Origin of the sequence: Vagococcus fessus, assembly GCF_003987565.1 — a bacterium.
Classification (GTDB): Bacteria; Bacillota; Bacilli; order Lactobacillales; family Vagococcaceae; genus Vagococcus_D; species Vagococcus_D fessus.
The window spans coordinates 851,297-873,520 of sequence record NZ_NGJY01000001.1 but is presented as its reverse complement, the minus strand read 5'-3'; the positions used below and the strand labels follow the sequence as shown (position 1 = coordinate 873,520).

The 22,224-nt window shown below is 35.1% G+C and carries 25 protein-coding genes and 1 other RNA gene; 18 read left to right on the top strand and 8 right to left on the bottom strand.

Features of this window, described 5'->3' with window-relative positions; genetic code table 11:
* Positions 1 to 12 precede the first annotated feature (12 nt).
* The gene (locus CBF31_RS04250) at positions 13 to 1,041 is read right to left on the bottom strand and encodes a lactonase family protein (RefSeq protein ID WP_126831121.1); all 1,029 of its coding nucleotides are present in this window, start codon (positions 1,039 to 1,041) and stop codon (positions 13 to 15) included.
* A 191-nt stretch (positions 1,042 to 1,232) separates the two neighbouring features.
* On the opposite strand from CBF31_RS04250, the gene CBF31_RS04245 reads away from it, so the two are divergent.
* On the top strand, positions 1,233 to 1,592 hold the full coding sequence (locus tag CBF31_RS04245; protein ID WP_126831120.1) for a PTS glucitol/sorbitol transporter subunit IIA: 360 nt from the start codon (positions 1,233 to 1,235) through the stop codon (positions 1,590 to 1,592).
* 11 nt (positions 1,593 to 1,603) lie between these two features.
* A complete protein-coding gene (locus tag CBF31_RS04240; RefSeq protein WP_126831119.1) occupies positions 1,604 to 2,791 on the top strand; it encodes an AI-2E family transporter in 1,188 nt (395 codons plus the stop codon).
* 15 nt (positions 2,792 to 2,806) lie between these two features.
* Here CBF31_RS04240 and CBF31_RS04235 read toward each other — a convergent pair whose 3' ends face one another.
* Entirely contained in the window at positions 2,807 to 3,430 is a 624-nt protein-coding gene (locus tag CBF31_RS04235; RefSeq protein WP_126831118.1) for an FMN-dependent NADH-azoreductase, read from the bottom strand.
* A 334-nt stretch (positions 3,431 to 3,764) separates the two neighbouring features.
* Between CBF31_RS04235 and CBF31_RS04230 the strand changes: the two genes are divergently transcribed.
* Positions 3,765 to 4,325 (top strand): recombinase family protein, encoded by a 561-nt coding sequence (locus tag CBF31_RS04230; RefSeq protein WP_126831117.1) that lies wholly within the window; start codon positions 3,765 to 3,767, stop codon positions 4,323 to 4,325.
* A gap of 44 nt (positions 4,326 to 4,369) precedes the next feature.
* Here the strand turns inward: CBF31_RS04230 and CBF31_RS04225 are convergent, their stop codons facing one another.
* Complete coding sequence (locus CBF31_RS04225; RefSeq protein WP_126831116.1) at positions 4,370 to 5,545, bottom strand: GGDEF domain-containing protein; 1,176 nt, start codon at positions 5,543 to 5,545, stop codon at positions 4,370 to 4,372.
* A 24-nt stretch (positions 5,546 to 5,569) separates the two neighbouring features.
* Positions 5,570 to 7,057 carry an AcpB/EbpR/MafR family transcriptional regulator gene (locus CBF31_RS04220; protein ID WP_126831115.1) on the bottom strand — a complete coding sequence of 496 codons (1,488 nt, stop codon included), beginning with the start codon at positions 7,055 to 7,057 and terminating at the stop codon, positions 5,570 to 5,572.
* Positions 7,058 to 7,348: 291 nt separating this feature from the next.
* Between CBF31_RS04220 and CBF31_RS04215 the strand changes: the two genes are divergently transcribed.
* The 3 genes from CBF31_RS04215 (at position 7,349) to CBF31_RS04205 (ending at position 8,852) form a co-directional block, all read left to right on the top strand.
* Positions 7,349 to 7,696: a zinc ribbon domain-containing protein YjdM gene (locus tag CBF31_RS04215; protein WP_126831114.1), complete on the top strand. Its 348-nt coding sequence runs from the start codon at positions 7,349 to 7,351 to the stop codon at positions 7,694 to 7,696.
* A 74-nt stretch (positions 7,697 to 7,770) separates the two neighbouring features.
* Positions 7,771 to 8,466: a zinc metallopeptidase gene (locus CBF31_RS04210; protein WP_126831113.1), complete on the top strand. Its 696-nt coding sequence runs from the start codon at positions 7,771 to 7,773 to the stop codon at positions 8,464 to 8,466.
* A gap of 41 nt (positions 8,467 to 8,507) precedes the next feature.
* Positions 8,508 to 8,852 (top strand): hypothetical protein, encoded by a 345-nt coding sequence (locus CBF31_RS04205; protein ID WP_126831112.1) that lies wholly within the window; start codon positions 8,508 to 8,510, stop codon positions 8,850 to 8,852.
* Positions 8,853 to 8,887: 35 nt separating this feature from the next.
* Here CBF31_RS04205 and CBF31_RS04200 read toward each other — a convergent pair whose 3' ends face one another.
* A complete protein-coding gene (locus tag CBF31_RS04200) occupies positions 8,888 to 9,751 on the bottom strand; it encodes a helix-turn-helix domain-containing protein (RefSeq protein ID WP_126831111.1) in 864 nt (287 codons plus the stop codon).
* A gap of 101 nt (positions 9,752 to 9,852) precedes the next feature.
* On the opposite strand from CBF31_RS04200, the gene tadA reads away from it, so the two are divergent.
* From tadA to CBF31_RS04185, 3 genes are all read left to right on the top strand, one after another.
* Entirely contained in the window at positions 9,853 to 10,386 is a 534-nt protein-coding gene (tadA, locus tag CBF31_RS04195) for a tRNA adenosine(34) deaminase TadA (protein ID WP_245977923.1), read from the top strand.
* Between the two features lie 57 nt (positions 10,387 to 10,443).
* An RNA gene (gene ffs / locus CBF31_RS04190) (signal recognition particle sRNA small type) lies at positions 10,444 to 10,542 on the top strand.
* 122 nt (positions 10,543 to 10,664) lie between these two features.
* Positions 10,665 to 11,648, top strand: coding sequence for an ornithine cyclodeaminase family protein (locus CBF31_RS04185; protein WP_126831110.1), 984 nt, complete (start codon positions 10,665 to 10,667; stop codon positions 11,646 to 11,648).
* Between the two features lie 36 nt (positions 11,649 to 11,684).
* Here CBF31_RS04185 and CBF31_RS04180 read toward each other — a convergent pair whose 3' ends face one another.
* The 3 genes from CBF31_RS04180 to CBF31_RS04170 are packed head-to-tail and all read right to left on the bottom strand — an operon-like array spanning position 11,685 to position 14,888.
* Positions 11,685 to 12,473, bottom strand: coding sequence for a TPM domain-containing protein (locus CBF31_RS04180; RefSeq protein WP_126831109.1), 789 nt, complete (start codon positions 12,471 to 12,473; stop codon positions 11,685 to 11,687).
* Positions 12,470 to 13,609 (bottom strand): TFIIB-type zinc ribbon-containing protein, encoded by a 1,140-nt coding sequence (locus tag CBF31_RS04175; protein WP_126831108.1) that lies wholly within the window; start codon positions 13,607 to 13,609, stop codon positions 12,470 to 12,472. The genes CBF31_RS04180 and CBF31_RS04175 overlap by 4 nt, the downstream gene beginning before the upstream one ends.
* A 46-nt stretch (positions 13,610 to 13,655) precedes the next feature.
* Positions 13,656 to 14,888: an SPFH domain-containing protein gene (locus CBF31_RS04170; RefSeq protein WP_126831107.1), complete on the bottom strand. Its 1,233-nt coding sequence runs from the start codon at positions 14,886 to 14,888 to the stop codon at positions 13,656 to 13,658.
* Between the two features lie 221 nt (positions 14,889 to 15,109).
* On the opposite strand from CBF31_RS04170, the gene dnaX reads away from it, so the two are divergent.
* The 9 genes from dnaX (at position 15,110) to rsmI (ending at position 22,054) form a co-directional block, all read left to right on the top strand.
* Positions 15,110 to 16,879, top strand: a complete 1,770-nt coding sequence (gene dnaX / locus CBF31_RS04165) for a DNA polymerase III subunit gamma/tau (protein WP_126831106.1) — start codon at positions 15,110 to 15,112, stop codon at positions 16,877 to 16,879.
* A 42-nt stretch (positions 16,880 to 16,921) separates the two neighbouring features.
* Positions 16,922 to 17,236: a YbaB/EbfC family nucleoid-associated protein gene (locus tag CBF31_RS04160; RefSeq protein ID WP_126831105.1), complete on the top strand. Its 315-nt coding sequence runs from the start codon at positions 16,922 to 16,924 to the stop codon at positions 17,234 to 17,236.
* Between the two features lie 72 nt (positions 17,237 to 17,308).
* Positions 17,309 to 17,905, top strand: coding sequence for a recombination mediator RecR (gene recR, locus CBF31_RS04155; RefSeq protein WP_126831104.1), 597 nt, complete (start codon positions 17,309 to 17,311; stop codon positions 17,903 to 17,905).
* A gap of 32 nt (positions 17,906 to 17,937) precedes the next feature.
* Positions 17,938 to 18,585 carry a dTMP kinase gene (gene tmk / locus CBF31_RS04150; protein ID WP_126831103.1) on the top strand — a complete coding sequence of 216 codons (648 nt, stop codon included), beginning with the start codon at positions 17,938 to 17,940 and terminating at the stop codon, positions 18,583 to 18,585.
* 32 nt (positions 18,586 to 18,617) lie between these two features.
* Entirely contained in the window at positions 18,618 to 18,947 is a 330-nt protein-coding gene (locus tag CBF31_RS04145; RefSeq protein WP_126831102.1) for a cyclic-di-AMP receptor, read from the top strand.
* A 1-nt stretch (position 18,948) separates the two neighbouring features.
* Positions 18,949 to 19,893 carry a DNA polymerase III subunit delta' gene (holB, locus tag CBF31_RS04140; RefSeq protein WP_126831101.1) on the top strand — a complete coding sequence of 315 codons (945 nt, stop codon included), beginning with the start codon at positions 18,949 to 18,951 and terminating at the stop codon, positions 19,891 to 19,893.
* Positions 19,894 to 19,907: 14 nt separating this feature from the next.
* On the top strand, positions 19,908 to 20,765 hold the full coding sequence (locus CBF31_RS04135; RefSeq protein ID WP_126831100.1) for a PSP1 domain-containing protein: 858 nt from the start codon (positions 19,908 to 19,910) through the stop codon (positions 20,763 to 20,765).
* Positions 20,758 to 21,099, top strand: coding sequence for a DNA replication initiation control protein YabA (locus CBF31_RS04130; protein ID WP_126831099.1), 342 nt, complete (start codon positions 20,758 to 20,760; stop codon positions 21,097 to 21,099). The genes CBF31_RS04135 and CBF31_RS04130 overlap by 8 nt, the downstream gene beginning before the upstream one ends.
* A gap of 70 nt (positions 21,100 to 21,169) precedes the next feature.
* Positions 21,170 to 22,054 (top strand): 16S rRNA (cytidine(1402)-2'-O)-methyltransferase, encoded by an 885-nt coding sequence (gene rsmI, locus CBF31_RS04125; RefSeq protein WP_126831181.1) that lies wholly within the window; start codon positions 21,170 to 21,172, stop codon positions 22,052 to 22,054.
* The last annotated feature ends 170 nt before the right edge of the window (positions 22,055 to 22,224 follow it).

Here is a 22,224-nt window from a genome sequence, read left to right as displayed (position 1 = left end):
TAGGCTGTTTTTTTATTTAACGAGATAAGTACACACACATTCTGGCGCGTAAACATCTTTTTGAAGAAGAGTTAAACGACCGGTTTCTTTATTACGCTCAAATAGAGTTAAATTATCTGTGTTTTGGTGTGCAACAATCAAGAAATCTTCTGTTTTGTTTAAAGTAAAATCACGGGGGAAGTCACCTTCAGAAGGGATAATTTCAACGCAGTCAAGTGTCATATCATCTAGGACTTTAAAGATAGCGATAGAATTATGACCACGATTTGAAACATAAAGAAATTTCCCATCACTACTGACACGAATTGCAGCACCCCCACTAAATTCAGTAAATGTATCAGGTAGCGTTGAAAGAGTTTGAAGTGTTTCAAAACTTCCGTTTACTTCGTCATAAGCAAGAGTGGTAACAGTATTTGCTAGTTCTCCGAAAAGGTAAGCTATTTTTTTATTAGGATGGAAAGTAATATGGCGTGGTCCAGTACCAGGTTGTGCTTTGTAGCAAGCGACTTCAGTCAATTTTCCTTCAGCTGAAATATCGTAAGTATAGACACCATCTGTACCTAAATCACAGGCAACTAGACGATTATCTGGTGTAAGGTCTGAGTAGTGGGCATGTGCTTTATCTTGATTCTCATGAGGTCCATTTCCAATATGTTGAATCGTATCAACTAGTGTTAAGACACCGTCAGTATCAAAATGATAACTTGTTAATTCACCTTTATGATAGTTTGCTCCAAAAGCAAGACGGCGTGCGTTATCAATTCCGACGTAACATGGTGAAGCTCCTTCTGATGTCACGCGATTAATTTCTTCGTAGGTGCCATCTTCTAGTAATTTATAACTCACTAATCCACCTTGGCCCTCTTTTGCTGAAACTGTTAAAAGGTAACCATCAGCAGTTAGTCCTAGGTAGGTAGGTCCGTTTTCGGAAATAGCTGTGTTTAGATTAGTTAATTGTTTCGTAGCCGTATCTAATTCAATAGTATAAATGCCTTTACTTTCACGTCGTGTATAAGTTCCTAAAAAGATTGTTTCTTTCATTATGTCACGTCCTTTAATTATTATAGTAATTAGTATAGCATATTTTTTTTTATTTAAGCCAAAGCACGTTTAATTAATGTAAGTGTTTTTATAAAATAAAAGAATAACTTAAGAATAGATAGATTACTAACGTATTTTATAAATTGTGATACAATAAAGATAGAAAAAATTCTATGAATTGAGGGATTTAAATGATTAAAACAGAAGTATTAGAGATCGGTAAAGGAGCAATATCACAAGAAGAGCCTCTACTTATTTTCTTCGGAAAAACAGCAACACCAGAATTAAAAAATGTTTCTATTATACAAGAAATAATCTTAGAAGATGGTAATTATGTAATAGAAAAGGGAGATACCGTTTTAATAGATGATGTTAATTATAAAATTGTTAAAGTAGGTTCTTTAGCTACTCAACAACTCAAAGAATTTGGTCATATTACGATGTTTTTTGGTGAAAATCAACAAGAACATGAGGTTGCAAGTGCTATATATTTGGCATCTAATATCGTACCAGATTTAAAAATAGGATCTACTGTAACATACTGTAAATAGGAGGTGCTATGATGGAAGAGAAGCATGATGATAAGAGTAAGTTATCTTGGTTTTGGAAGTGGTTTTTAAATAATCAAGCGGTAACAGCGTTACTAGTTATATTGTTAGTGTTATTAAATATTTTAGTTTTTTCAAAGGTGTCCTATGTGTTTTCTCCAGTTTGGGAATTCCTTAGTATAGTTGGACTACCGATTTTGTTTGGTGGTTTACTTTATTATTTCTTGAATCCATTGGTCAACGCTTTAGAAAAACGAGGATTATCTCGGGTGATGAGTATTACACTTATTTTTATAGGGATTATCGCATTAATTACATGGGGGATTGTTATTCTTATCCCTAAAATACAACAACAAACAATGAGTTTTGCAAATAATTGGCCGAACTATTGGAAAGTTATAGAGACTAAAACAAATGAATTTATAAGTCAACCGATTTTTAGTCAATATGCTGAACAACTGGAACAAATTGCAGATAATATATTTGAAAGTGTAGGTTCAATTGTTAAAGGTGTTTCTAAAAATACAGTATCTGGATTAGGTAGTTTTATCGGAACAGTTGCTAATGTAGTTGTAGCAGTTGTAACAACACCTTTTATTTTATTTTATCTGCTTAAGGATGGGAAAGGTTTAGGTGATTCCTTTGTTAAGTTACTACCAACTAAAGCGAGAAAGCCAACAAAAAAAGTTTTAGTTGATATTAACAAACAAGTTTCACAATATATTAGGGGCCAATTAACCGTTGCTTTTGCAGTTGCGGTCATGTTTATAATCGGCTTTAGTATTATTGGGTTAGACTACAGTGTGACCTTAGGTATTTTTGCAGGATTTTTAAATTTAATTCCATATATTGGTTCCGCTATTGCGATGATTCCAGCGCTATTACTCGCTCTTGTAAGTGGACCTGCTATGTTAATTAAGGTTTTAATTGTATTCGGTTTAGAACAAGTTATAGAGGGACGATTTGTGTCGCCAATTGTTTTAGGAAGTCAGTTGAAAATACACCCTGTTACTATTATCTTTGTGTTATTAACCGCTGGTAAGCTTTTTGGGGTTGTTGGGGTAATTATAGGTATTCCAGGATATGCGGCCTTGAAAGTGCTTGTAACGCACTTATATGAGTGGTATAGAACTGTTTCGAAATTGTATGAAGATGAAGAAGTGGAAATTGAATTAGAAACAGAAGAAAAGCCTAACGTTTAACGTTAGGCTTTTTCTTTAAAATTCTTTAGCTATAGCAGTTGCTGAGTCAAATGCTTTTCCAAGGATTTCATCACGTTGTTCTGGGTGGTGATCAATCGCTTCGATGAATAATTGATGATAATCAGTGACTCCAACAAAATTCATGATTCCTTTAAGATACATTGAAGCAAAGTCTTTTCCATCATACATGCCACCATTAGACTGGATATGTAAGACTTTTTTTCCTTCTGTTAAGGGAACGGGACCTGTTGCTGTATATTTGAATGTTTTGTTAGCAACGTTAATAGTATCAACCCATGCTTTTAGGCGAGTAGGAATATTTAAATTCCAAAGAGCATTAGCAATGACGATTTGATCGGCAGCTAAAAATTGGTCAGTTAATTCATTGAATCTGTTCATTTTAGCTTGTTGTTCAGCTGTTAGGTCTGAAAAATTAACACCTGTTTTTAAATCAGTCATAGCACTTAATAGTAAATGATCAATTTCAGGAATATCTTCTGAGTAAAGATCTAGAACTTGAACAGTCGCTGTATCAGCATTTTCAGCTTGATAAACATCGATAAATTTTTCTAAGACTTTCATAGAAGTAGATTGCTCACCGGTGAAAGGATGTGCTTTAATTACGAGTAGATTTTTCATTTAAATACCTCACATTCATTATAGTTACTTTAATAGTTTAACAAATTAATAGAAGTTCAGTCTATAGATACGCTTGATTTGTTCAAAAGTTGTTCACAAAATGCACGTATCGTATTTTGCGTATATATACGCAAAAAGAGAAAATAATACGTAGAATACTGTTATGGCAAGGTTTATATTAGTTCTTTCGTGTTTATTCTCATTAATTGCATAAGCATACGCAAAGTACGGAGTAGTAAATAAACACGACGTTACTTATACTAATACTTGTCAGATAAATAAATTACAAACTACTAAAAATAAACGATAGAATTTTAATAAGGAGCGGATTTAAATGAGTATTATTGGATATGCGTACACAACGAAAGATAAAGAATATTTATCATCACAATTAGAAGCACTAGGAAAATATAGCTGTGACCGTATTGTATTGGAAACAGATACATATAGCGAAACAAGCCACCCACATGTTGAGTTAGAAAATGCATTAGAAGAGATGCAAGCTGGGGACAAATTAATTGTATTTGAAATGTTGTGTTTAGGAAAATCAATTATTCAATTGTCAGATTTCATTGCAGAGTTAAATGAAAAAGGTGTTCAACTTATTAACTTGAAAAAACCTGAAGAGTTAGCACATCTTGATGACGTAACGTATACAGCTATGATTGAAAAAATGGCTAAAATGGAGAAAGAAATTATTCGCGAAAGAACATCTCGCGGTTTAGAAGTGGCACGTAAAAATGGACGTATTGGTGGTCGTCCACGTATTTCACCAGAAACAATTGAAAAAATTCAATCGCTTTATAACAACAATAAATATACATTGAGACAAATTGCTGAAGAGTGTGATATTTCATTAGGAACTGCCTATAAATATACACAAGAACGTAAGTAAATTTGCAAAAAAAACCTTAAGATACAAGGATATCTTAAGGTTTTTTATATAGAATCAGAAATAATAAGGCTATTCCCTTGTTTCTTTTTAGCTTTGTATAATGCTCTATCAGAAATTTCAATTAATTCTTTTGAATTAATACGTTGGTTATCAAAGTGTGTCAGTCCAATAGAAACTGAAAAATTAATAGGCTTGTCTTTCACCATATAGGGATTTTTTTCGAGACGTTTGAATAATTCTTCATAAAATTTTTCCGCTTTTTCGATGGTTTGATAATGAATAATGGCAAATTCATCTCCTCCAATACGGCATATATAATGCTGCCCTGGAAGAGAGAGTGTCTGCATTTCATGGCTAATAAACTTGAGTATTTGATCACCGACGGGATGTCCATAGGTATCATTTATTTCTTTGAATTTGTCAACATCAATCAAGGATAGTGAAAAGTCCGTAGCAGTGTCCTTTTCCGTTAAATCTGAAAGATAATCTATAAAGAAGTTGAAAGCACTGCGGTTGTATACACTTGTAAGTTCATCTGTAATAGCGGCAGTTTGATACACCTTAACAGATTGTGATAAAGAGATTGCGATATTAATAATAAAGGTTGTAATTAAAAATACCACAGTATAAATAATCAAATGAAAAGCAAATTCTACAAGTTTTTTAGGGTTAAAAAAACTATTTAAATAAAAAGAAAAAAGTGTCAATCTTAATAAAAGAAAGCCAGCTACAAAAATTAAGTGGGTTTTCATCATAGTGTATTTTTTACATTTCAAATAATAAGAAAATGCAACGATGATGCAAATAAAGAGTAATCCATTTAGCCAAGCCATGGGTGACAGATTTTGATCGATAGCCAAGCGATAGATAGCTTTTAGGATTTCTAAAACTATCGTGGCGATAATACCTTGAGAGGTTGTGCCGTAGATAATGACTAAATAGATCAATGCATAACTCATATCAATACCAAACGAGGCGCCGATCACAGGAATTCTATTATAAAATAAAATAAACGTAATTATCCCTAAAATAATCCCACCCAGTACTTTTTTTGCAGGAGAGAAAGTATCACCTGGATCAAAACTAGTGAGTGAGAGGCTAGAATCTACATGTTTTGTTGCAATATTTAATGTTATAAAGTAGTAGGTAAGAATGGAGCTGATAATAATGGCGATGTTGATAGAAAATATATTTATAAAGTCCATAATAGTCTCACTCATGAAGCACCTCCTTTTGGCTAAGAGTTAAAGATTATAAGTCTGTGGGTCAAACCGATAGATTGAGTGGATAGCATTTCTAATCTTACCCCAATCTTGGTCCGAAGGAATTGCTTCAACAACAATTGTCTTATGTGGAGGAAACAATTCATGATAAAAAGTTGTGATATGAAAATCATATTGATTCATTTCATCAGGATCGACTTCTTCAAGGAAGATTGTTGATCCTCTATAAATTGTTAAATTCACCTTACTATTAAAGTTCTTTTCAATCATATCTGTTAATAATTCGGCATGTTGCAATCCTAAGTCGCTAAAAATCATAATATTGACTCTTTTTTTCTTATTTTCAAGCAAAGTAGGAAGTTTATTCCATTTTACCATCATCCAGTAAAGAACCTTGTTATTAAACTTGCTATGCCAAGGGAATCCAGTGACTTTTTCGAGTTCTTTTAAATGGTGTGTAACGGTTGTATTGTAAGCGGGATAATTGATTTTAATAGCATTACTATTAAATTCATAACGATCGTATAGAATATAATCGGTATAAGGGAAGAACGTATGCTTGTATTGGATAAGTAATAAAATAGTATGGATATCAGCTCTACTTTGCTCGTCAAGTTGGATACCTAAATCATATTGAATTTTATTTAACAGCTCATCAAATTGTTTTTTTAAACGATTTTCATCTATTTTAGTAACCCATGTCGCTTTTAAAAAGTATACAGAGTTCACTAAGTCATTGACTAAGTCATCAGTGATCTCAATCCCCATTTCATTAAGAGTATCCGATAAATTAGCAGAATTATTGATGTATTTTTGATAACGACTACGGGAAATTTTTTGGTTATCGGATAATTCAATTAAAAAACCTTGCTTATAGCGTTCTAAACTAACAGCTAAGAGATAAGTCAATTGAATGATTAGAAATTCATCAGAGGCATGCTCAAAAATAGTATAGAATTCTTCTGCCAAACGAACAATAAGTCGTCTATCTAGTGAAAAAGGCCAGTTATGAATGCCATAAACTTCAGAAAAATAATTAGTATAAAATGATCGAACGTTTTCTTCGTTGTGATTAGTCAAGTGGCAAGGACGTTTTTGAAGTGTGATATCGAAACTCTTTAAAGAATTTGAAAGTTGTCCAGCCGTACGGTATAAAGAAGATTCACTAATAAACATTTCTTCATCCCAATTTTCAATTAAAACATTAGGATTGAAAAATATTTTTTCTAATAGATTAAAGGCATCACTGCTTTTAATAACACGATTATAAATAAGTGAAATATCACTATTAGGACGTGCCTTAAGACGGACTCCATTTTTTTTCGACGTTTCTATCGTAAAGAAGTCTTCAGCATTTTCTTTTAAGTACTGTATATCACTATTAATAGTTCGTAATGAGGCATTATTTTTTTTTGCTAAGTCATTCGAACTGATCCATTTAGAGTTTAAGTTTAATTGCTCAATAATCTCTAAACGTCTTTTAGTAGACGTATCTAATAAATTTCTCATTAGTAACTCCTTTGCATAAATAGTAAGAATATTATAACACTTTTTAGACACGAATGTTACTAGGAAGTTTATAAGGATGGTTAATAATAAAGCGATATAGAAGTTATTATCTTTGTATTAATAACGTTCCTATTGTATTTGATGTTATATGCTAATGTTGAAATAATATCAAAAAAAGAACAATAAATAAACAAATAACTCTCAATAATTTTATAAAATAACAGTATTTGGTTTTTTTGCAAGGATGTGCTAATCTATAAGTATAAAAAATGTATGAATAGGAGAATTAAAATGTCGATTCCAAATTGCCCAGCATGCCAATCGGAGTATGCTTATGAAGATCGTAATATGTTTGTATGTCCCGAGTGTGGAAATGAGTGGACAGGTGAAGCTACAGACTCTGTAGAAGAGGAAGTAGTTATTAAAGATTCTAATGGTAACGTAATAGTTGATGGTGATTCGATTTCTGTTATTAAAGACTTAAAAGTTAAAGGTAGCTCATCAGCTATAAAAAAAGGGACTAACGTTAAAAATATTCGTTTAATTGATCCGGATATGAACACCGGTCATGATATCGAGTGTAAAATTGATGGATTTGGTGTTATGAAATTAAAATCAGAATTCGTTAAAAAAATATAATCATAAAAAAACTGAACCTGTTAGGTCAGTTTTTTTTATCATTTTTTTGAGTTTAATTAAGGAGGAATATCAAAATGTTTACTGCGATGAATCTGATGTATGATAAAACGTACATTTTTATAGTGATAGGAATGGTTCTTTCTTTTATTGCCTCATCTTACGTTCAAAAAACATTCTCAAAGTATGGGGATATTAGCAATAAAAAAGGTTACACAGGTTCCGAGGTCGCACAACTTATATTAAATGTTAATCATATTAATTCTGTTACTATCCAACCAATAGCTGGTAATTTGACTGATAATTATAATTCGTTCAATAAAACATTAAATTTGTCTGAGCCTATCTTTAATCAAACATCGGTTTCAGCTGTTGGTGTGGCTGCCCATGAATGTGGGCATGCTGTTCAAGATAACGTTTCTTATTTTCCGTTGAGATTAAGGGCTTGGTTGGTTCCAATTGCTAATTTCGGCTCACAACTATCATTTCCAATGATTATGGCTGGACTATTCTTTGGTCAATTTTTAATTAACTTAGGGATTCTCTTTTTTTCTGCAGCTTTTATTTTTCAAGTGGTTACATTGCCGGTAGAATTTAATGCATCGCGTCGTGCTCTTAAAATAATAGAAGAACAGTCTATTTTAGATGACACAGAATTAAAAATGGTTAGACATGTTTTAATAGCTGCTGCCTTAACTTATGTAGCTTCAGCTGTTTCAGGGTTACTACAATTGATTCGTTTGGTCTTATTATTCGGCGATAGACGAGATTAGTGCTATAATAAATATAGACTAAATGGTTAGGAGCTGAGAGCATGAAAACATCAAAAAAAGTGTTAATAGGTCTTGGGATTGGTGCGGCAGTGGGAACATCGATTGCTATTATAGCGTCTGAAAAAATTAAAGAATCAGTGATAGGAACGAAAAACCGTTATCAAGTGAAACAATTCGTTGATGACAAATTAAATGGTAATGAAGAGATACTGGATGTGGTATCAGAAATGTCAGATTCTGAAGTAGCAAAAATTGTTAGTTTAATTGATAAAGTTGAACGAGGTAAGAATAAAATTAAAGTGACTGGTAAATCAGTTCGAGAGGCAACAGATGAAGTAGTTGAAACGTTAAGTAGTTTCGTTACTAACATGATGGAGCATAACTAAAAAGGAGCGGACATGCTAACATGTTCGCTCCTTTTTTAGTTAACAATCAAATAACTTAGTACAAGATCATCCATAGATTTTAAATGTAATCCAGTTTGGTCATAGAATTTTTCGATACGATATTGAAGTGTGTTTCGGTGCATGAAGAGCTCCTTAGCTGTGGAGCTAATATTTCCTTGGTTATTCCAAAGAGAAATAATGATTTCTTTCATTTCAGTATCAGCTGCTAATTTTCTACCGAATACCTGCATGATTAAGCTGTCATTAATCATGTCTTTTGTAAAGAAATGAAGGGCAACTTGCGGTAAGGCGATGGCTGCTTTACTTTTAATGTGAGGTAATTCCTGTTCAAAGATATTTTTTTCTTCATGGAAGAATCTTGGAAAACCTTCACTAAAATTGTAAAAACTACCCATGAAAGCTTTTACTTTGCACGAGAAATCAGACTCCAGGGTCAAAAGGATTCCTTCTAGTTGTTCTAGAGAAATGCTATGCTTAGTTTTTTTTTCAATAAGGACGCCATATGTATTAGAAACAAAAAAAGCATCGCTTACATTTTCGAACATACTTAAGAACGCCTTTAACCAAGAGTGACGTCCTTTATTGGTGATCTCTTTAATTAATTGAAATTGAACAACACGATAAGTTCCAGAGAGTTCTTCTAGGGGCTGGTGTTCAAATAAAAAATTAAACCAAGGATGTTTTTTACCGTCTATATTTTCTTTTTCAGGTGAAGAAAATAAGTGACTTAAAAGTTCAAGTTCTGTCGAGCTAAGTGTTTTTTTTTCGATACTTAGCCACTGATTGTTGTAGGGTATGTTTAAGAAAAGGTTTTCATCTTTTGGTAAATCAATACGCTCTGCCTGAGGATAGAGTACTTCTAGTTGCTTTGGTTCCATTTTATATCACCCTTAATCTATATCTTTTGTACTGAACATAGTATACTTAAAAGAAAGAAAAATTACAAATAACAGTTGATAAATAAAGTGAGACAGGATGAATTAGAGTGGAAAATAGATTAGCGGATAAAGATAAACAATTTTTTATGAGAGAGGCCATCAAAGAAGCCTTGAAAGCAAAAGAGAAAAAGGAAGTTCCGATTGGCGCGGTTGTCGTTTATCAAGGTGAAATTATCGGTAGAGGTCATAATATTAGGGAAACTTCCCAAGATGCGACTACTCATGCGGAATTATTGGCTATCAAAGAAGCATGTCAGTATAAAGGCAATTGGCGTTTAGAAGAATGTCAAATTTTTGTAACACTTGAACCCTGTCCAATGTGTAGTGGGGGAATTATCTTAGCACGCTTAGAAAGTGTCTACTTTGGTGCAATGGACCCTAAAGCGGGAACAGCAGGCTCATTGATGAATCTATTGACAGATGAACGTTTTAATCATCAACCTTACATAGAAAGTGGTATTCTTGAAGAAGAGTGTGGTGAATTATTACGAACTTTTTTTAAAGAGCTTAGAGAGCGAAATAAACAAAAAAAGCGTGATAAACAAGCGTTGATAGAAAAAGAAATAAACCAATAGAACAAAGTCTCTAAAAGGACTAGTAATTTTAACTGAAATGTTATATAATTAATTTTGCCGCAAGGCTAGGGCAATGGTGGGCTTACTAATTGTGTCAGGTCCGGAAGGAAGCAGCACTATGTAGGTGCCGCCATGTGCCTCATTTATATGACTTTTCAAAAGAGCTACGAGAAATCGTAGCTCTTTTTTTATTGTTAAACTGTGAGTTTATAGATGATTATTTGCAAACGCTATAGTATGCTAAGAGAAGGGTAGTAATTTTAGAGGAGGCAGATAAAATGTTAGTATTATCAAAAGAAGATATTCAAAACTGTTTTACAATGAAAGAGGCAATTGAAGCTGATAAAGAGGCCTTACGTTTATATACAGAGGGCAAAACACAAGTGCCGTTACGAGTGAATCTTAATTTAGAAGAACAAAATGGTCAAAGTTTGTTTATGCCAGCCTATTCTGGTGGAGCAGAGCCTTCATTAGGTGTGAAAATCGTATCCGTTTATCCTGATAACTATAAAAAAGGACTTCCTAATTTACCGGCAACGATGATTGTTTTAAATCCAGAAATAGGCGTGGTTGATGCGATTGTAGATGGAACTTATCTTACACAACTCAGAACAGGTGCAGTTCAAGGTGCAGCAACGGATATGTTGGCTAACAAAGAAGTTGAAATCGGCGCGCTAATAGGTACGGGTGGACAAGCTGAAAGTCAATTAGAGGCGATGTTAACCGTGAGAGAGTTTAAACAAATCAATGTTTACGATCGAGATATTGAGCGTGCAGAAGCTTTTTGTGAGACTGTTGCGAAACAACACCCAACTGTGACGTTTAAAGCGACAAAGACACCAAAAGAAACAGTAACTGATGCTGATGTTATTACAACAGTTACGACTTCTAGAATGCCAACTTTTGATGCCGTAGATGTTAAAAAAGGGGCTCATATTAATGGAGTAGGTTCATATACACCAGTAATGAAAGAAATCCCTGCAGAGATTATTAAAGTGGCGGATACTATTATTTTCGATACAACTGAAGGGGTTATGGCAGAAGCAGGAGATTTTATAGACCCAATTAAAGATGGAGTTGTAACGGAAGAAGCTTACACTGGTGAGTTAGGTCAATTAGTCTTAGGTCAAATAGAAGGACGTCAAGCTGTAGATGATATTACAATTTTTAAAACGGTAGGTTCGGCTGTTCTTGATAGTGTAACCGCACAAAAAATTGTGGATAAAGCACGAGAATTAGGCTTAGGTAAAGAAATAAACTAAAAAAAGATGAACGCGATAAGCGTTCATCTTTTTTTATTAGAAACTACGACCGCCACCACCATGGCTATTTCCACCACCTGATGTATGATTGCCATTTCCGTAATTGGCACGAGGGACGTACCTTGAAGTTGTAAAGGTGTTAACTAACTGATCTTGTCGGTCTAAAAGTTCGAGATTACCATTTTGACGATAATCATAATTATAAGTAGAACGTTTTAGACTATAGTTACTAACTATTGAGCTGTAACAAGCAATAGCTGAGATAATACCAGCTACTACCCCGATAAGTATTTTAAGAGGACTCAATGTTCTGATGCGAGAAAGCTGTCCAGTTTCTTGGTCATAATCATAACGATTAGCGTAATCTGTCATATCTTCTAAGATACTTAAAGCAGCCTGACCAAATTGTTGTCGATACATCTCATCTTCAGAATGATCTAACATACGTTCACGTCTGTTACCATCAATGATGGACATCATCTTGCCTGCGGTAGAAATATAGTAAGTTCTATTGTCCATGTCGATTAAGAAAAGGAAACCACTTTTATCAGGTCCAGTCCCATAATCATGCTGGTCATAGTAATCATCAGCTACTTCCATGGCGCTCTTACCTTCTGCATTATCAGTGGTTAAAACCACAGCATCCATTTTAGTTTGATTTTTAAAGTTAGAAACAGCCTTGTTTATCTCAGTAACTTCTTCGGTAGTGAAAAGACCAGCTTGGTCAATCACATTTTCAGAAGCGTAGGCTTGGCTTAACGCATTAGGTAAGTACAAACAGAAAGATAAAGCGAGTAATAGTATCCAGCGTAATGAATATCTCATAGCATGTAACCTCCTAACATGACTAAGCCAGCAACAAGTGTTCCTAAACCGATAGAAGCTAATGACAATTTAACTTTATCTACAGGAAGCTTTCCGCTAATTTTTCCTGTGTAGCCATTCATCGCGTAGTAAAAAGGTTTTTCTTCTAGAGAAGGATTATCTTGATTTTTATAAGTTAGAAGCCAAACAGGAAGCAAGACATAATGTTGGTCATCGCTTTGAATTGTACTTCTCATTTTTTTGTTATAAACCGTTGTATAGCCGTGTACAGTATCTGATAAGGTAGCACCGGCATAATTTTTTAATTCATCTTGAATGGTGTCTGCTAAGTCTTCATATTCAATGTCACGTTTTTCTGCTTGGAAGCCAGAAAGGTATTGTGATTTAAATGGAATAGCATCATCAATAGGAAAGGGTTGAACGGACTCAACCATCGTAACAGAGCTATTTTTATTGAGTGCATTTTTGACAAGGGCTCGAAAGGACATATTCCCTTTTCGGTACAATCGGTACTTTTTAGTCTGAGTATATTCGTAATCACCCATATGCCATACGCTAATAGAATTCGCTTCGGCTTCTAATTCACCTTTTAAGTCGGCATTCGTCACCCAATAAGGGAAATAGACACCCGTAAGTTTTTCAACTTGAGAATTAGAAAAGAAGTCTTTCGGGATAAAGTATTTCTTTCGACCCCAATCTAGAAAAGCAGAGACGGCTTCTTTTTCTTCAATTTTAAAAGGTAAAACGGACTCAGGTAAGTATTTACCGTTAAGGCGTCCAGCTAAAACTACAGGATTGTGGCAATAATAACAATACGTTGCAGCCGTGGTACTCTCTGTCACAATTTCAGCGCCACAACTTGGGCAATTAAAGAGTGACATCTCTTCTGATTCATCTGAAAAAGTATCTTGTACCGTGTCGGAAGAACTCTCTTCATAACTAGGTTCAGTAGAATCTAATTCGGGAGTGACGTCCTGGTCCTCGTGCACTTGTGGCGCATTTTGTTTTTCAAAATCTTTAATGTCAGACTCTGAAAAACGACTTAAACAAAATTCACAGTGAAAATCTTGTTCTTTTGGGTCAAAGAGTAACGGACCATCACAGTTAGGACACTTGTGACTGATAACATCGTTCATGGGATTCCTCCTTTGCATAAAAGTAAGTCGCGTAAGTTACTGCTTTTTAAAGAGGTAATCCTTGGAACGGTTGGCCACATTCAGGACAGAATTTTGGAACTGAACCAGAAATTGTCACAACTTGTTCGCAAGCACCACATTTCATTTGAATGCCAGCAGAAACAGGAGCAGGTTTTGCTTCACCACATTCTGAACAGAATTTACCTGTATTTTTTGTACCATCTTTTGGACATTCCCATGTATCAGCAGAAGTATCTTGCGCTTGTTTTTCAGCATTAGCTGCCATTTGTTGTTGATTTGATTGACTAGCTGCACCCATGAAACTACCTCCAGCATTCATACCGGCGCCCATACCCATAAAGCCGGTTGTAGCACCAGCTGCATTAGAGCCGGCTGCTTCCATACCACTTGCAATAGAGCCTTGAACAAAACCTTCTCGGATAGAAGGGTCACCAAGCATAGCCCCTTTGTTACGCATATTGATTAATTCAGTTGAATCGTCTGTATAAGAGATGCTTGCGACAGCAACAGAAACGACTTCCATCCCACGATTTGCTTTCCATTCATCGTCTAAAACATCAGCCATAAACTTGCTAAGTTCCATGCTCTTAGAAGGGACGTATGAGATACGTTCGCCGTTAGCTGATAGTTGGTTGATTGATGTTTGGAAGGCTGTTAAGAATTCTGCTAAGAATTGTTCATTGATTTCATCAATTGTAACGTGTGTTGCTGATTTTGAAAGAACTTGTGTATAGAATAAAATGGGATCCACAACGCGCATTGAATAGTTCCCGTGAGCACGTAGGAATAGTTCGGCATTGTAGAAATTATCAAAATAGTTAAGAGGAGTAGGTGTTCCGAATTTAATGCCTCTAATTTCTTGTAAGTTAATGTAAATAACTTGTTGATTTTGAGGTGTTGTCCCACCAAATTTGAAACGGCTAAATGATTCACTGATTGCTGCTTTTAAGCCACCAGAAAACATTGAAGGAGCTTTATCATTTTCAACAGTGTAGTAACCTTCTTCAGCTGTATAGTCGATGATTTTGCCGCCATCAACAAGTAGCATCATAGTATTAGGATAAACACGAATAACCGAACCATCTGTAATAACACCAGGTGTGCCTTTTTTATTTGAGCCACGACGTTCATCTTTTCTAGCTAGAATACCAGTAGTCATTACTGTTTTATCGCTTAAATCGGAAGGTTCGATGACCTCTAGCCACTGATCGGCTAAGCCTCCGTTTAATGAATCAAGACCTGCTTTAATTAACCCCATATTGTAAACGCTCCTTTTTATAATAAATTTTACTGCTATTATATCATATCCATTAACCTTAATAATAGATAGACGATTGAAAAATAAGTGTCTATTTTAAGGTGGTTTTATATGCTATGTTCTTTTGAAATTTAGGGTTTAAAATAGGAGAGATAGGTGGCATTTTAGTAGTGAATAACGTATAATAATGACTAGTGATTTCAAGAAAGAGAGGGAGCAAAATGTCTTATCAAGCTTTGTATAGAGTCTGGCGCTCACAGCGTTTTGATACTATTGTCGGCCAGAAAATGGTGACTCAAACTTTAAAGAATGCGATTATTCAAAATAAAACCTCTCATGCGTATTTATTTACAGGTCCTAGGGGGACAGGGAAAACCAGTGCAGCTAAAATTTTTGCAAAAGCGATTAACTGTCCGAATAACCAAGATGGGGAACCGTGTAATGACTGTGATATTTGTAAAGGGATAACCGAAGGCCGTCTTAATGATGTTATTGAGATTGATGCGGCAAGTAACAATGGTGTCGAAGAAATTAGAGATATCCGTGAAAAAGTAAAATACGCGCCAACACAAGCAACGTATAAAGTGTATATCATAGATGAGGTCCATATGTTATCAACAGGAGCATTTAATGCCCTGTTAAAAACATTAGAAGAGCCACCGAGTAATGTTATTTTTATTTTGGCAACAACTGAACCTCATAAAATTCCATTAACAATTATTTCAAGAACACAACGTTTTGATTTTAAACGAATTGACACAAGTGATATCGTCGCTCATTTAGGGCATATCTTAACAGAGATGTCAGTTGAGTACGAAGAGCAAAGTTTATTCGTGATTGCCCGTGCAGCTGAGGGTGGTATGCGTGATGCTTTAAGTATTTTAGACCAAGCTTTATCTTTCAGTGAAGGAAACTTAACAACCGATACAGCACTTAAAGTAACAGGTAGTTTAACTGCTGAACGTTTAGATCAGTTAGTTTCAAGTTGTTTTAAACATGAAACAGAACAAGGTTTAACGTTATTACAAGCCCTGCTTTCAGAAGGCAAAGAAAGTAGTAGAATGTTAGAAGATTTACTACTGTATTGTCGTGACTTGTTGATGTATCAGCAAGCCCCTAATTTATTGATGAGTCAAAATGGAATGATGACGGATTTATTTAAAGAGTTGAGCGACCAAATGCCAGCTCCTTTAATTTACGAGTACATTAGCATTTTAAGCGAGACTCAAAAAGAAGTAAGATTTACAAATCATCCAGATATTTATTTGGAAGTGGCGATAGTTAAGCTTTCAAATGTAGGAAATCGTCCGAGCGCTCCGGTTCATACAGAAGTTATGATGGGTGAACAAAGTAATTCACCATCAGCATCAGCGGTAAGTGATGATGTCGTACAAGGCTTACTCGAACGGATGAGTCAGTTAGAAGCAAGATTTAAAGAAGTAGGCAGTCAAGGTACTCAATCAAATAAAAAAGAGACGCCTAAAAAAGCACCATCTAAGTCGTCGTACCGCTTACCAACAGAACGTGTGTATCAAGTATTAAACGAGGCAACACGTCCTCAATTGGTTCAAGTTCAAGAGGCTTGGGATGAGTTATTACAACTGCTAACTGTAACGCAGCGTGCGATGTTAAAAGCGAGTCAACCAGTAGCAGCAAGTCCTAAAGGATTAGTCTTAGCCTTTGATTACGAGATTGTGTGTCAACGAGCGAGTGAAGATACTGACCTTCACGCTAATACGAAGCAAGGCTTACAGCGTTTACTACAATTTGAACCGTCTATCGTATGTATTCCATCTGATAAATGGGCAGGCTTACGAAATGACTTTATTAACCAACGTCCATCAGCACCAACTGATGAACAAGAGGCACCTGACGAAGGGGCTTATGTTCAAATCGCTGGTGAAGAGGAGCAAGCCCAAACAGAAACAACGGCCGTTGATACAGCTTTAGAATTATTTGGTGAAGATGTTGTAGAAGTTATAAATGATTAAACTAACTAATAAAAACAATTAAAATATAGGAGTGATTGAATTATGATGCGTGGTATGGGAAATATGCAAGGTATGATGAAACAAATGCAAAAAATGCAAAAAGAAATGGTGGCTGCACAAGAAGCTTTAAATGCAACTGAATTTACAGGTGTTGCAACAAATGATTTAGTAGAAGTAACCTTCACAGGTGACCGTAAAATGGTTGATTTAACAGTCAAACCTGAAATTATCGACCCAGAAGATCCAGAGATGTTACAAGATTTAGTACTTACTGCTGTTAACGATGCATTAGGTAAAATCGAAAAAGAAACGGAACGCACAATGGGTAAATACACAAAAGGTATGCCGGGATTCTAGTAACCGTCGAAACAGGAAGAGTTCTTCCTGTTTTTTTATGAATTAAAGTCAAGTTAAGAAAGAAGGGTTACGATGCATTATCCAACACCAATTGCGAAGTTAATAGATAGTTACATGAGATTACCAGGTATTGGAGCCAAAACAGCGACACGTTTAGCATTCTTTACATTAGATATGCGTGAAGAAGATGTTAATGATTTTGCTAAATCATTAATCAGTGTAAAACGTGACCTGCATTACTGTGAAACGTGTGGAAATATCACAGAAGAAGCACTTTGTGAGATATGCCAAGATAAAACACGTGATAAGAGTGTTGTATTAGTTGTAGAAGAGACTAAAGATGTGATGTCTTTAGAAAAAATGCGAGAGTATAAAGGACAATACCACGTTCTTCATGGTGTCTTATCGCCAATGGATGGGACAGGACCGGATGATATCAATATTGCGACTTTAATCAAACGACTTCATGATGATGAGATCAAAGAAGTCATTATCGCGACAAATGCAACAACAGAAGGTGAAGCAACTGCGATGTACTTGTCTCGCTTGATTAAACCAGCAGGCATTAAGGTGACACGTCTTGCTCACGGTTTATCAGTAGGTAGTGATATAGAATATGCTGATGAAGTAACGTTACTTAAAGCAGTAGAAGGCAGACGTGAAATTTAAGAGTCATCGCAATAAATTAGGAGTGGAAAACGATGGATAGAGGTATTTTTATTACAGTAGAGGGACCTGATGGAGCGGGTAAAACAAGCTTAATTCAGGCGTTAGCACCAATGATTGAAAAAGCGACTCAACATGAGTTAGTTTTAACACGCGAACCAGGTGGTATCCCAATAGCTGAAAAGATAAGAACAATTATACTAGACCCGAAACATACAGAAATGGATGAACGCACAGAAGCACTATTATATGCCGCTGCACGCCGTCAACATTTAGTTGAAAAAGTCATCCCAGCGCTTGATAGAAAAGCAATTGTCTTGTGTGACCGTTTTGTAGACAGTTCTCTTGCTTATCAAGGGGCAGGTCGTGAGATTGGAATGGCTGAAATCGCAAGTATCAATGAGTTTGCCTGTGATGGTCTAAGACCTGATGTAACCCTATATATTGATGTGGAATCAGAATTAGGATTAGAGCGCATTGCTAAAGGGCGAAAAACAACAGAAGTAGATCGTCTTGATAATGAAGCTTTAGATTTCCATAAAAAGGTAAGGACAGGCTATTTAGAGCTAGTTAAAGCTAATCCAGATCGAATTTTAACCATTGATGGTAGCGTATCTATTGAAGAAGTTGCCAATACTTGCTTTAATAGACTAAAGGAACGATTTCCTGAATTTATAAATTAAACAGGTAGGACCAATAGAAAGGTGGAGACATTATGAAATTAATTTTAGCAATCGTACAAGATAAAGACAGTAACCGTTTATCAGAAGAGTTTATTGAGAATAATATTCGTGCAACAAAACTGTCAACAACGGGCGGTTTTCTAAAAGAAGGTAATACAACATTTATCGTCGGAATTGAATCTGATCGTGTTTCTGAAGCATTGACACTTATCGAGACTGTCTGCCAAGCAAGAGAACAGTATATGACCTCACCTATTAGTTTAGACCCAACAGTTGATAATTATTTCTCTGTTCCAGTTCCAGTTCAAGTTGGAGGGGCGACAGTATTTGTTCTTCCGGTAGAAAGTTTCCACCAGTTCTAATATGTTAATACAAAAAAAGCAACCACTCGTTTGTGAACAGCTACAAAAGAGTATTGAAACAAATCATTTAACGCATGCTTATTTGTTTGAGGGTTTAGAAGGAACAGGCAAAAGAGAGTTAGTAGAATGGTTTAGCCAGGGGATTTTCTGTATATCTGAGGGGAATAAACCTTGCGGAGAATGTATTAATTGTACGCGTATCCTATCTGGTGAACATCCAGACGTGATGACGATAATTCCTGATGGTCAAACGATAAAAGTAGATCAAATTAGAGAGATAAAAGCGACCTTTACAAAAAGTGGTATGGAAGGACAAAAGAAAATAGTTGTGATTACTGAAGCTGAAAAGATGACAGTAAGTGCGGCCAATAGTCTTTTGAAATTCATTGAGGAACCAGATGGTCAAATTGTGATTATGTTTATCACCACATCTAAAGCTCGAATTCTTCCAACTATTCAATCAAGATGTCAAATTTTCCATTTGATGCCTTTATCTAAAGAGACCTTAACTGAAACTTTAAAATCAGACGGTATCCCTGCTCAAGAGGCAGAGTTTTTAGCACGATTAACGAATAGTCAATCTAAAGCTATTGAATTTTATCAAAATGAATGGTTTAATGAAGCTAAAGTAACTGTTTCAAAATGGGTAGACTATATCTTAGCAGATAATTTATTTGCTATGGTCTATGTGCAACAGCATGTCGTGAAAGTCTTTAAAGAAAAAGACCAACAAGCGTTAGTATTTGAAATGCTTATTATCTTTTTCAGAGAAGAATTAAACCGAAAAATTACGGGTGCACAACCTACAGCTAGAAATAGTCGCTGGTCACAAAGAAAATTACTTGCAGGGTTAGAATTAATCTTGGCAAGCCGTCAAAAAATTGAAGCAAATGTCTCGTTTCAAAACGTTTGTGAACAATTGGCCATTAAATTAATAGATGGATAGATAAGGGGGATTTGATGGTAGAAGTTGTAGGTGTTCGCTTTAGAACGTCAGGTCATATATATTATTTTACACCTCGTAAAAATGAGGTCTATACATATAATCAAAAAGTACTCGTTGAGACGCAGCAAAGTAAACAATTAGGTATGGTTGCTATACCAACAAAAATGGTTGAAGAATCAGATGTCCCTGATGAGTTAAAACCAATTATTAGAATTGGAACACCAGAAGATATTGCGAAAGAAGAGAAAAATCAATTAGATGCCAAAGCGGCTTTTTCAGTTGCTAAAAAGAAAATATCAGAACATGAGTTAGAGATGAAGCTTATTCACGTTGAGTATGCTTTTGATCGATCAAAAATGATTTTTCAATTTACAGCGGATGGTCGTATTGATTTCAGAAATCTAGTAAAAGATTTGGCAGCTATATTCAAAACTAGAATAGAGTTACGACAAATCGGTATTAGAGATGAAGCTAAGTTGCTAGGTGGGATAGGACCATGTGGCAGACAGTTGTGTTGTTCGACTTTCTTGGGAGATTTCATTCCAGTGTCAATAAAAATGGCAAAAGATCAAAACTTATCTTTAAACCAAACTAAGATTTCAGGCTTATGTGGTCGATTAATGTGTTGTTTGAAATATGAAAATGATACATATGAAGAGGCAAAGCGTGAACTACCGGATTATGGTAAAGAGTTAGATACGCCAGAAGGTTTGGGAAAAGTAGTCGGCTTAAATTTATTAGATCGTGTCGTTAAAGTGAGACTTTTTGGTAAAGATATGACATTAGACTATGATTATGATGAAATTAAAGCGTATAAAAAGAAAAAAATGAGTGAACGTGACACTGATAAAAAGGAAGAGTCTGATGGATAAAAAAACATTGTGCGATGAGTTCGGCAATATTGAAACGGACTTAACGAGCATTATAAAACGTTTAAGTGATATGCAGCAAGCCGTTAATACATTAGCAGAACAGAACGTTAATTTAGAAATTGAAAACCGTCATTTACGAGAGCGTTTGATGGAATTAGAAGCAGCTACCGCTGAACAAGATGAAGAGAAACAAGGCTTATCAAAATCTCGCTTAAATCTTGAAAAAATATATGAAGAAGGCTTTCATGTTTGTAATATTTGTTACGGAACACGCCGAGAAAATGATGAAGAATGTGCCTTTTGTTTAGATGTCATTTATGGTGAGCGTCGTTAAAACTGGTTGGCTTAGCCTGCCAGTTTTTTTCTTATAGATAAAAAATGCATAGAAGATGGAGAATATAATGCTGAGTAAACAAAAAAGTTTTGATAAATTAGGTCCAGTAGGCAAACTATATTTAGTCCCAACGCCGATTGGTAATTTACAAGATATGACATTTCGTGCTGTTGCACAATTATCAGAAGCTGATGTTATTGCTAGTGAAGATACAAGAAATACTCAAAAGCTACTAAATCATTTTGAAATAACAACCCCGCAAATTAGTTTTCATGACCACAATTACCGTGAGAGAATTCCTGAATTAATCAGAAGAATGGAAGCAGGAGAAGTTATAGCTCAAGTTAGTGATGCAGGTATGCCATCAATAAGCGACCCAGGTCACGAACTTGTAGTTGCTTGTGCGGAACAAGGCATTCCAGTTATAGCTTTACCTGGTGCTACGGCAGGTGTGACCGCATTGGTAGCTTCAGGACTTCCAGCTGATCGTTTTACTTTTTATGGGTTTTTACCACGTAAAAAAAATGAGCAAATTGCAGCGTTGGAGAAGTTAGCTTATAAAAAAGAAACATTAATTTTTTATGAATCACCTTACCGAGTTAAAGCCACATTTGCTAATATTGCAACAGTCTTTGGTAAGGATAGATCGGTTGTATTGTGTCGAGAGCTTACAAAACTTCATGAAGAATATTTAAGAGGAACAGCCGATGAACTGGCTGAGTACTTAAAGGAAAATGATATTAAAGGCGAATGTTGTATACTAGTAGAGGGAACGACTGAAGAGGCTCATAATCCTGATGAGTTAGAATGGGAAACGTTAACAGTAGTTGAACATGTCGAGAATTTGATATCCGAAGAAGACATCTCTTCGAAAGAGGCAATAAAAAAAGTTTCTAAACTAAGAAATCTAAAGAAACAAGATGTGTATGCAGCCTATCATAAAGATAATAACTAGTGTTATTTAATAAATGTATTTTGAAAAAAAGCAGATGAACTTTTAATGGTTCATCTGCTTTTTTTGTTATTAATCTTTTTCACAAATTTTCATTCTGAAAAAATGCTAAAAAACAACATTGTAAACGTTTTCTATGTCGGTCAACCTTTACAATAAAAGTGTAGTATAAA

Coding starts and splice junctions, on each gene's coding strand:
- CBF31_RS04250 (WP_126831121.1), bottom strand. CDS start 1,041: ATGAAAGAAACAATCTTTTTAGGAACTTATACACGACGTGAAAGTAAA.
- CBF31_RS04245 (WP_126831120.1), top strand. CDS start 1,233: ATGATTAAAACAGAAGTATTAGAGATCGGTAAAGGAGCAATATCACAA.
- CBF31_RS04240 (WP_126831119.1), top strand. CDS start 1,604: ATGGAAGAGAAGCATGATGATAAGAGTAAGTTATCTTGGTTTTGGAAG.
- CBF31_RS04235 (WP_126831118.1), bottom strand. CDS start 3,430: ATGAAAAATCTACTCGTAATTAAAGCACATCCTTTCACCGGTGAGCAA.
- CBF31_RS04230 (WP_126831117.1), top strand. CDS start 3,765: ATGAGTATTATTGGATATGCGTACACAACGAAAGATAAAGAATATTTA.
- CBF31_RS04225 (WP_126831116.1), bottom strand. CDS start 5,545: ATGAGTGAGACTATTATGGACTTTATAAATATATTTTCTATCAACATC.
- CBF31_RS04220 (WP_126831115.1), bottom strand. CDS start 7,057: ATGAGAAATTTATTAGATACGTCTACTAAAAGACGTTTAGAGATTATT.
- CBF31_RS04215 (WP_126831114.1), top strand. CDS start 7,349: ATGTCGATTCCAAATTGCCCAGCATGCCAATCGGAGTATGCTTATGAA.
- CBF31_RS04210 (WP_126831113.1), top strand. CDS start 7,771: ATGTTTACTGCGATGAATCTGATGTATGATAAAACGTACATTTTTATA.
- CBF31_RS04205 (WP_126831112.1), top strand. CDS start 8,508: ATGAAAACATCAAAAAAAGTGTTAATAGGTCTTGGGATTGGTGCGGCA.
- CBF31_RS04200 (WP_126831111.1), bottom strand. CDS start 9,751: ATGGAACCAAAGCAACTAGAAGTACTCTATCCTCAGGCAGAGCGTATT.
- CBF31_RS04185 (WP_126831110.1), top strand. CDS start 10,665: ATGTTAGTATTATCAAAAGAAGATATTCAAAACTGTTTTACAATGAAA.
- CBF31_RS04180 (WP_126831109.1), bottom strand. CDS start 12,473: ATGAGATATTCATTACGCTGGATACTATTACTCGCTTTATCTTTCTGT.
- CBF31_RS04175 (WP_126831108.1), bottom strand. CDS start 13,609: ATGAACGATGTTATCAGTCACAAGTGTCCTAACTGTGATGGTCCGTTA.
- CBF31_RS04170 (WP_126831107.1), bottom strand. CDS start 14,888: ATGGGGTTAATTAAAGCAGGTCTTGATTCATTAAACGGAGGCTTAGCC.
- dnaX (WP_126831106.1), top strand. CDS start 15,110: ATGTCTTATCAAGCTTTGTATAGAGTCTGGCGCTCACAGCGTTTTGAT.
- CBF31_RS04160 (WP_126831105.1), top strand. CDS start 16,922: ATGATGCGTGGTATGGGAAATATGCAAGGTATGATGAAACAAATGCAA.
- recR (WP_126831104.1), top strand. CDS start 17,309: ATGCATTATCCAACACCAATTGCGAAGTTAATAGATAGTTACATGAGA.
- tmk (WP_126831103.1), top strand. CDS start 17,938: ATGGATAGAGGTATTTTTATTACAGTAGAGGGACCTGATGGAGCGGGT.
- CBF31_RS04145 (WP_126831102.1), top strand. CDS start 18,618: ATGAAATTAATTTTAGCAATCGTACAAGATAAAGACAGTAACCGTTTA.
- holB (WP_126831101.1), top strand. CDS start 18,949: ATGTTAATACAAAAAAAGCAACCACTCGTTTGTGAACAGCTACAAAAG.
- CBF31_RS04135 (WP_126831100.1), top strand. CDS start 19,908: ATGGTAGAAGTTGTAGGTGTTCGCTTTAGAACGTCAGGTCATATATAT.
- CBF31_RS04130 (WP_126831099.1), top strand. CDS start 20,758: ATGGATAAAAAAACATTGTGCGATGAGTTCGGCAATATTGAAACGGAC.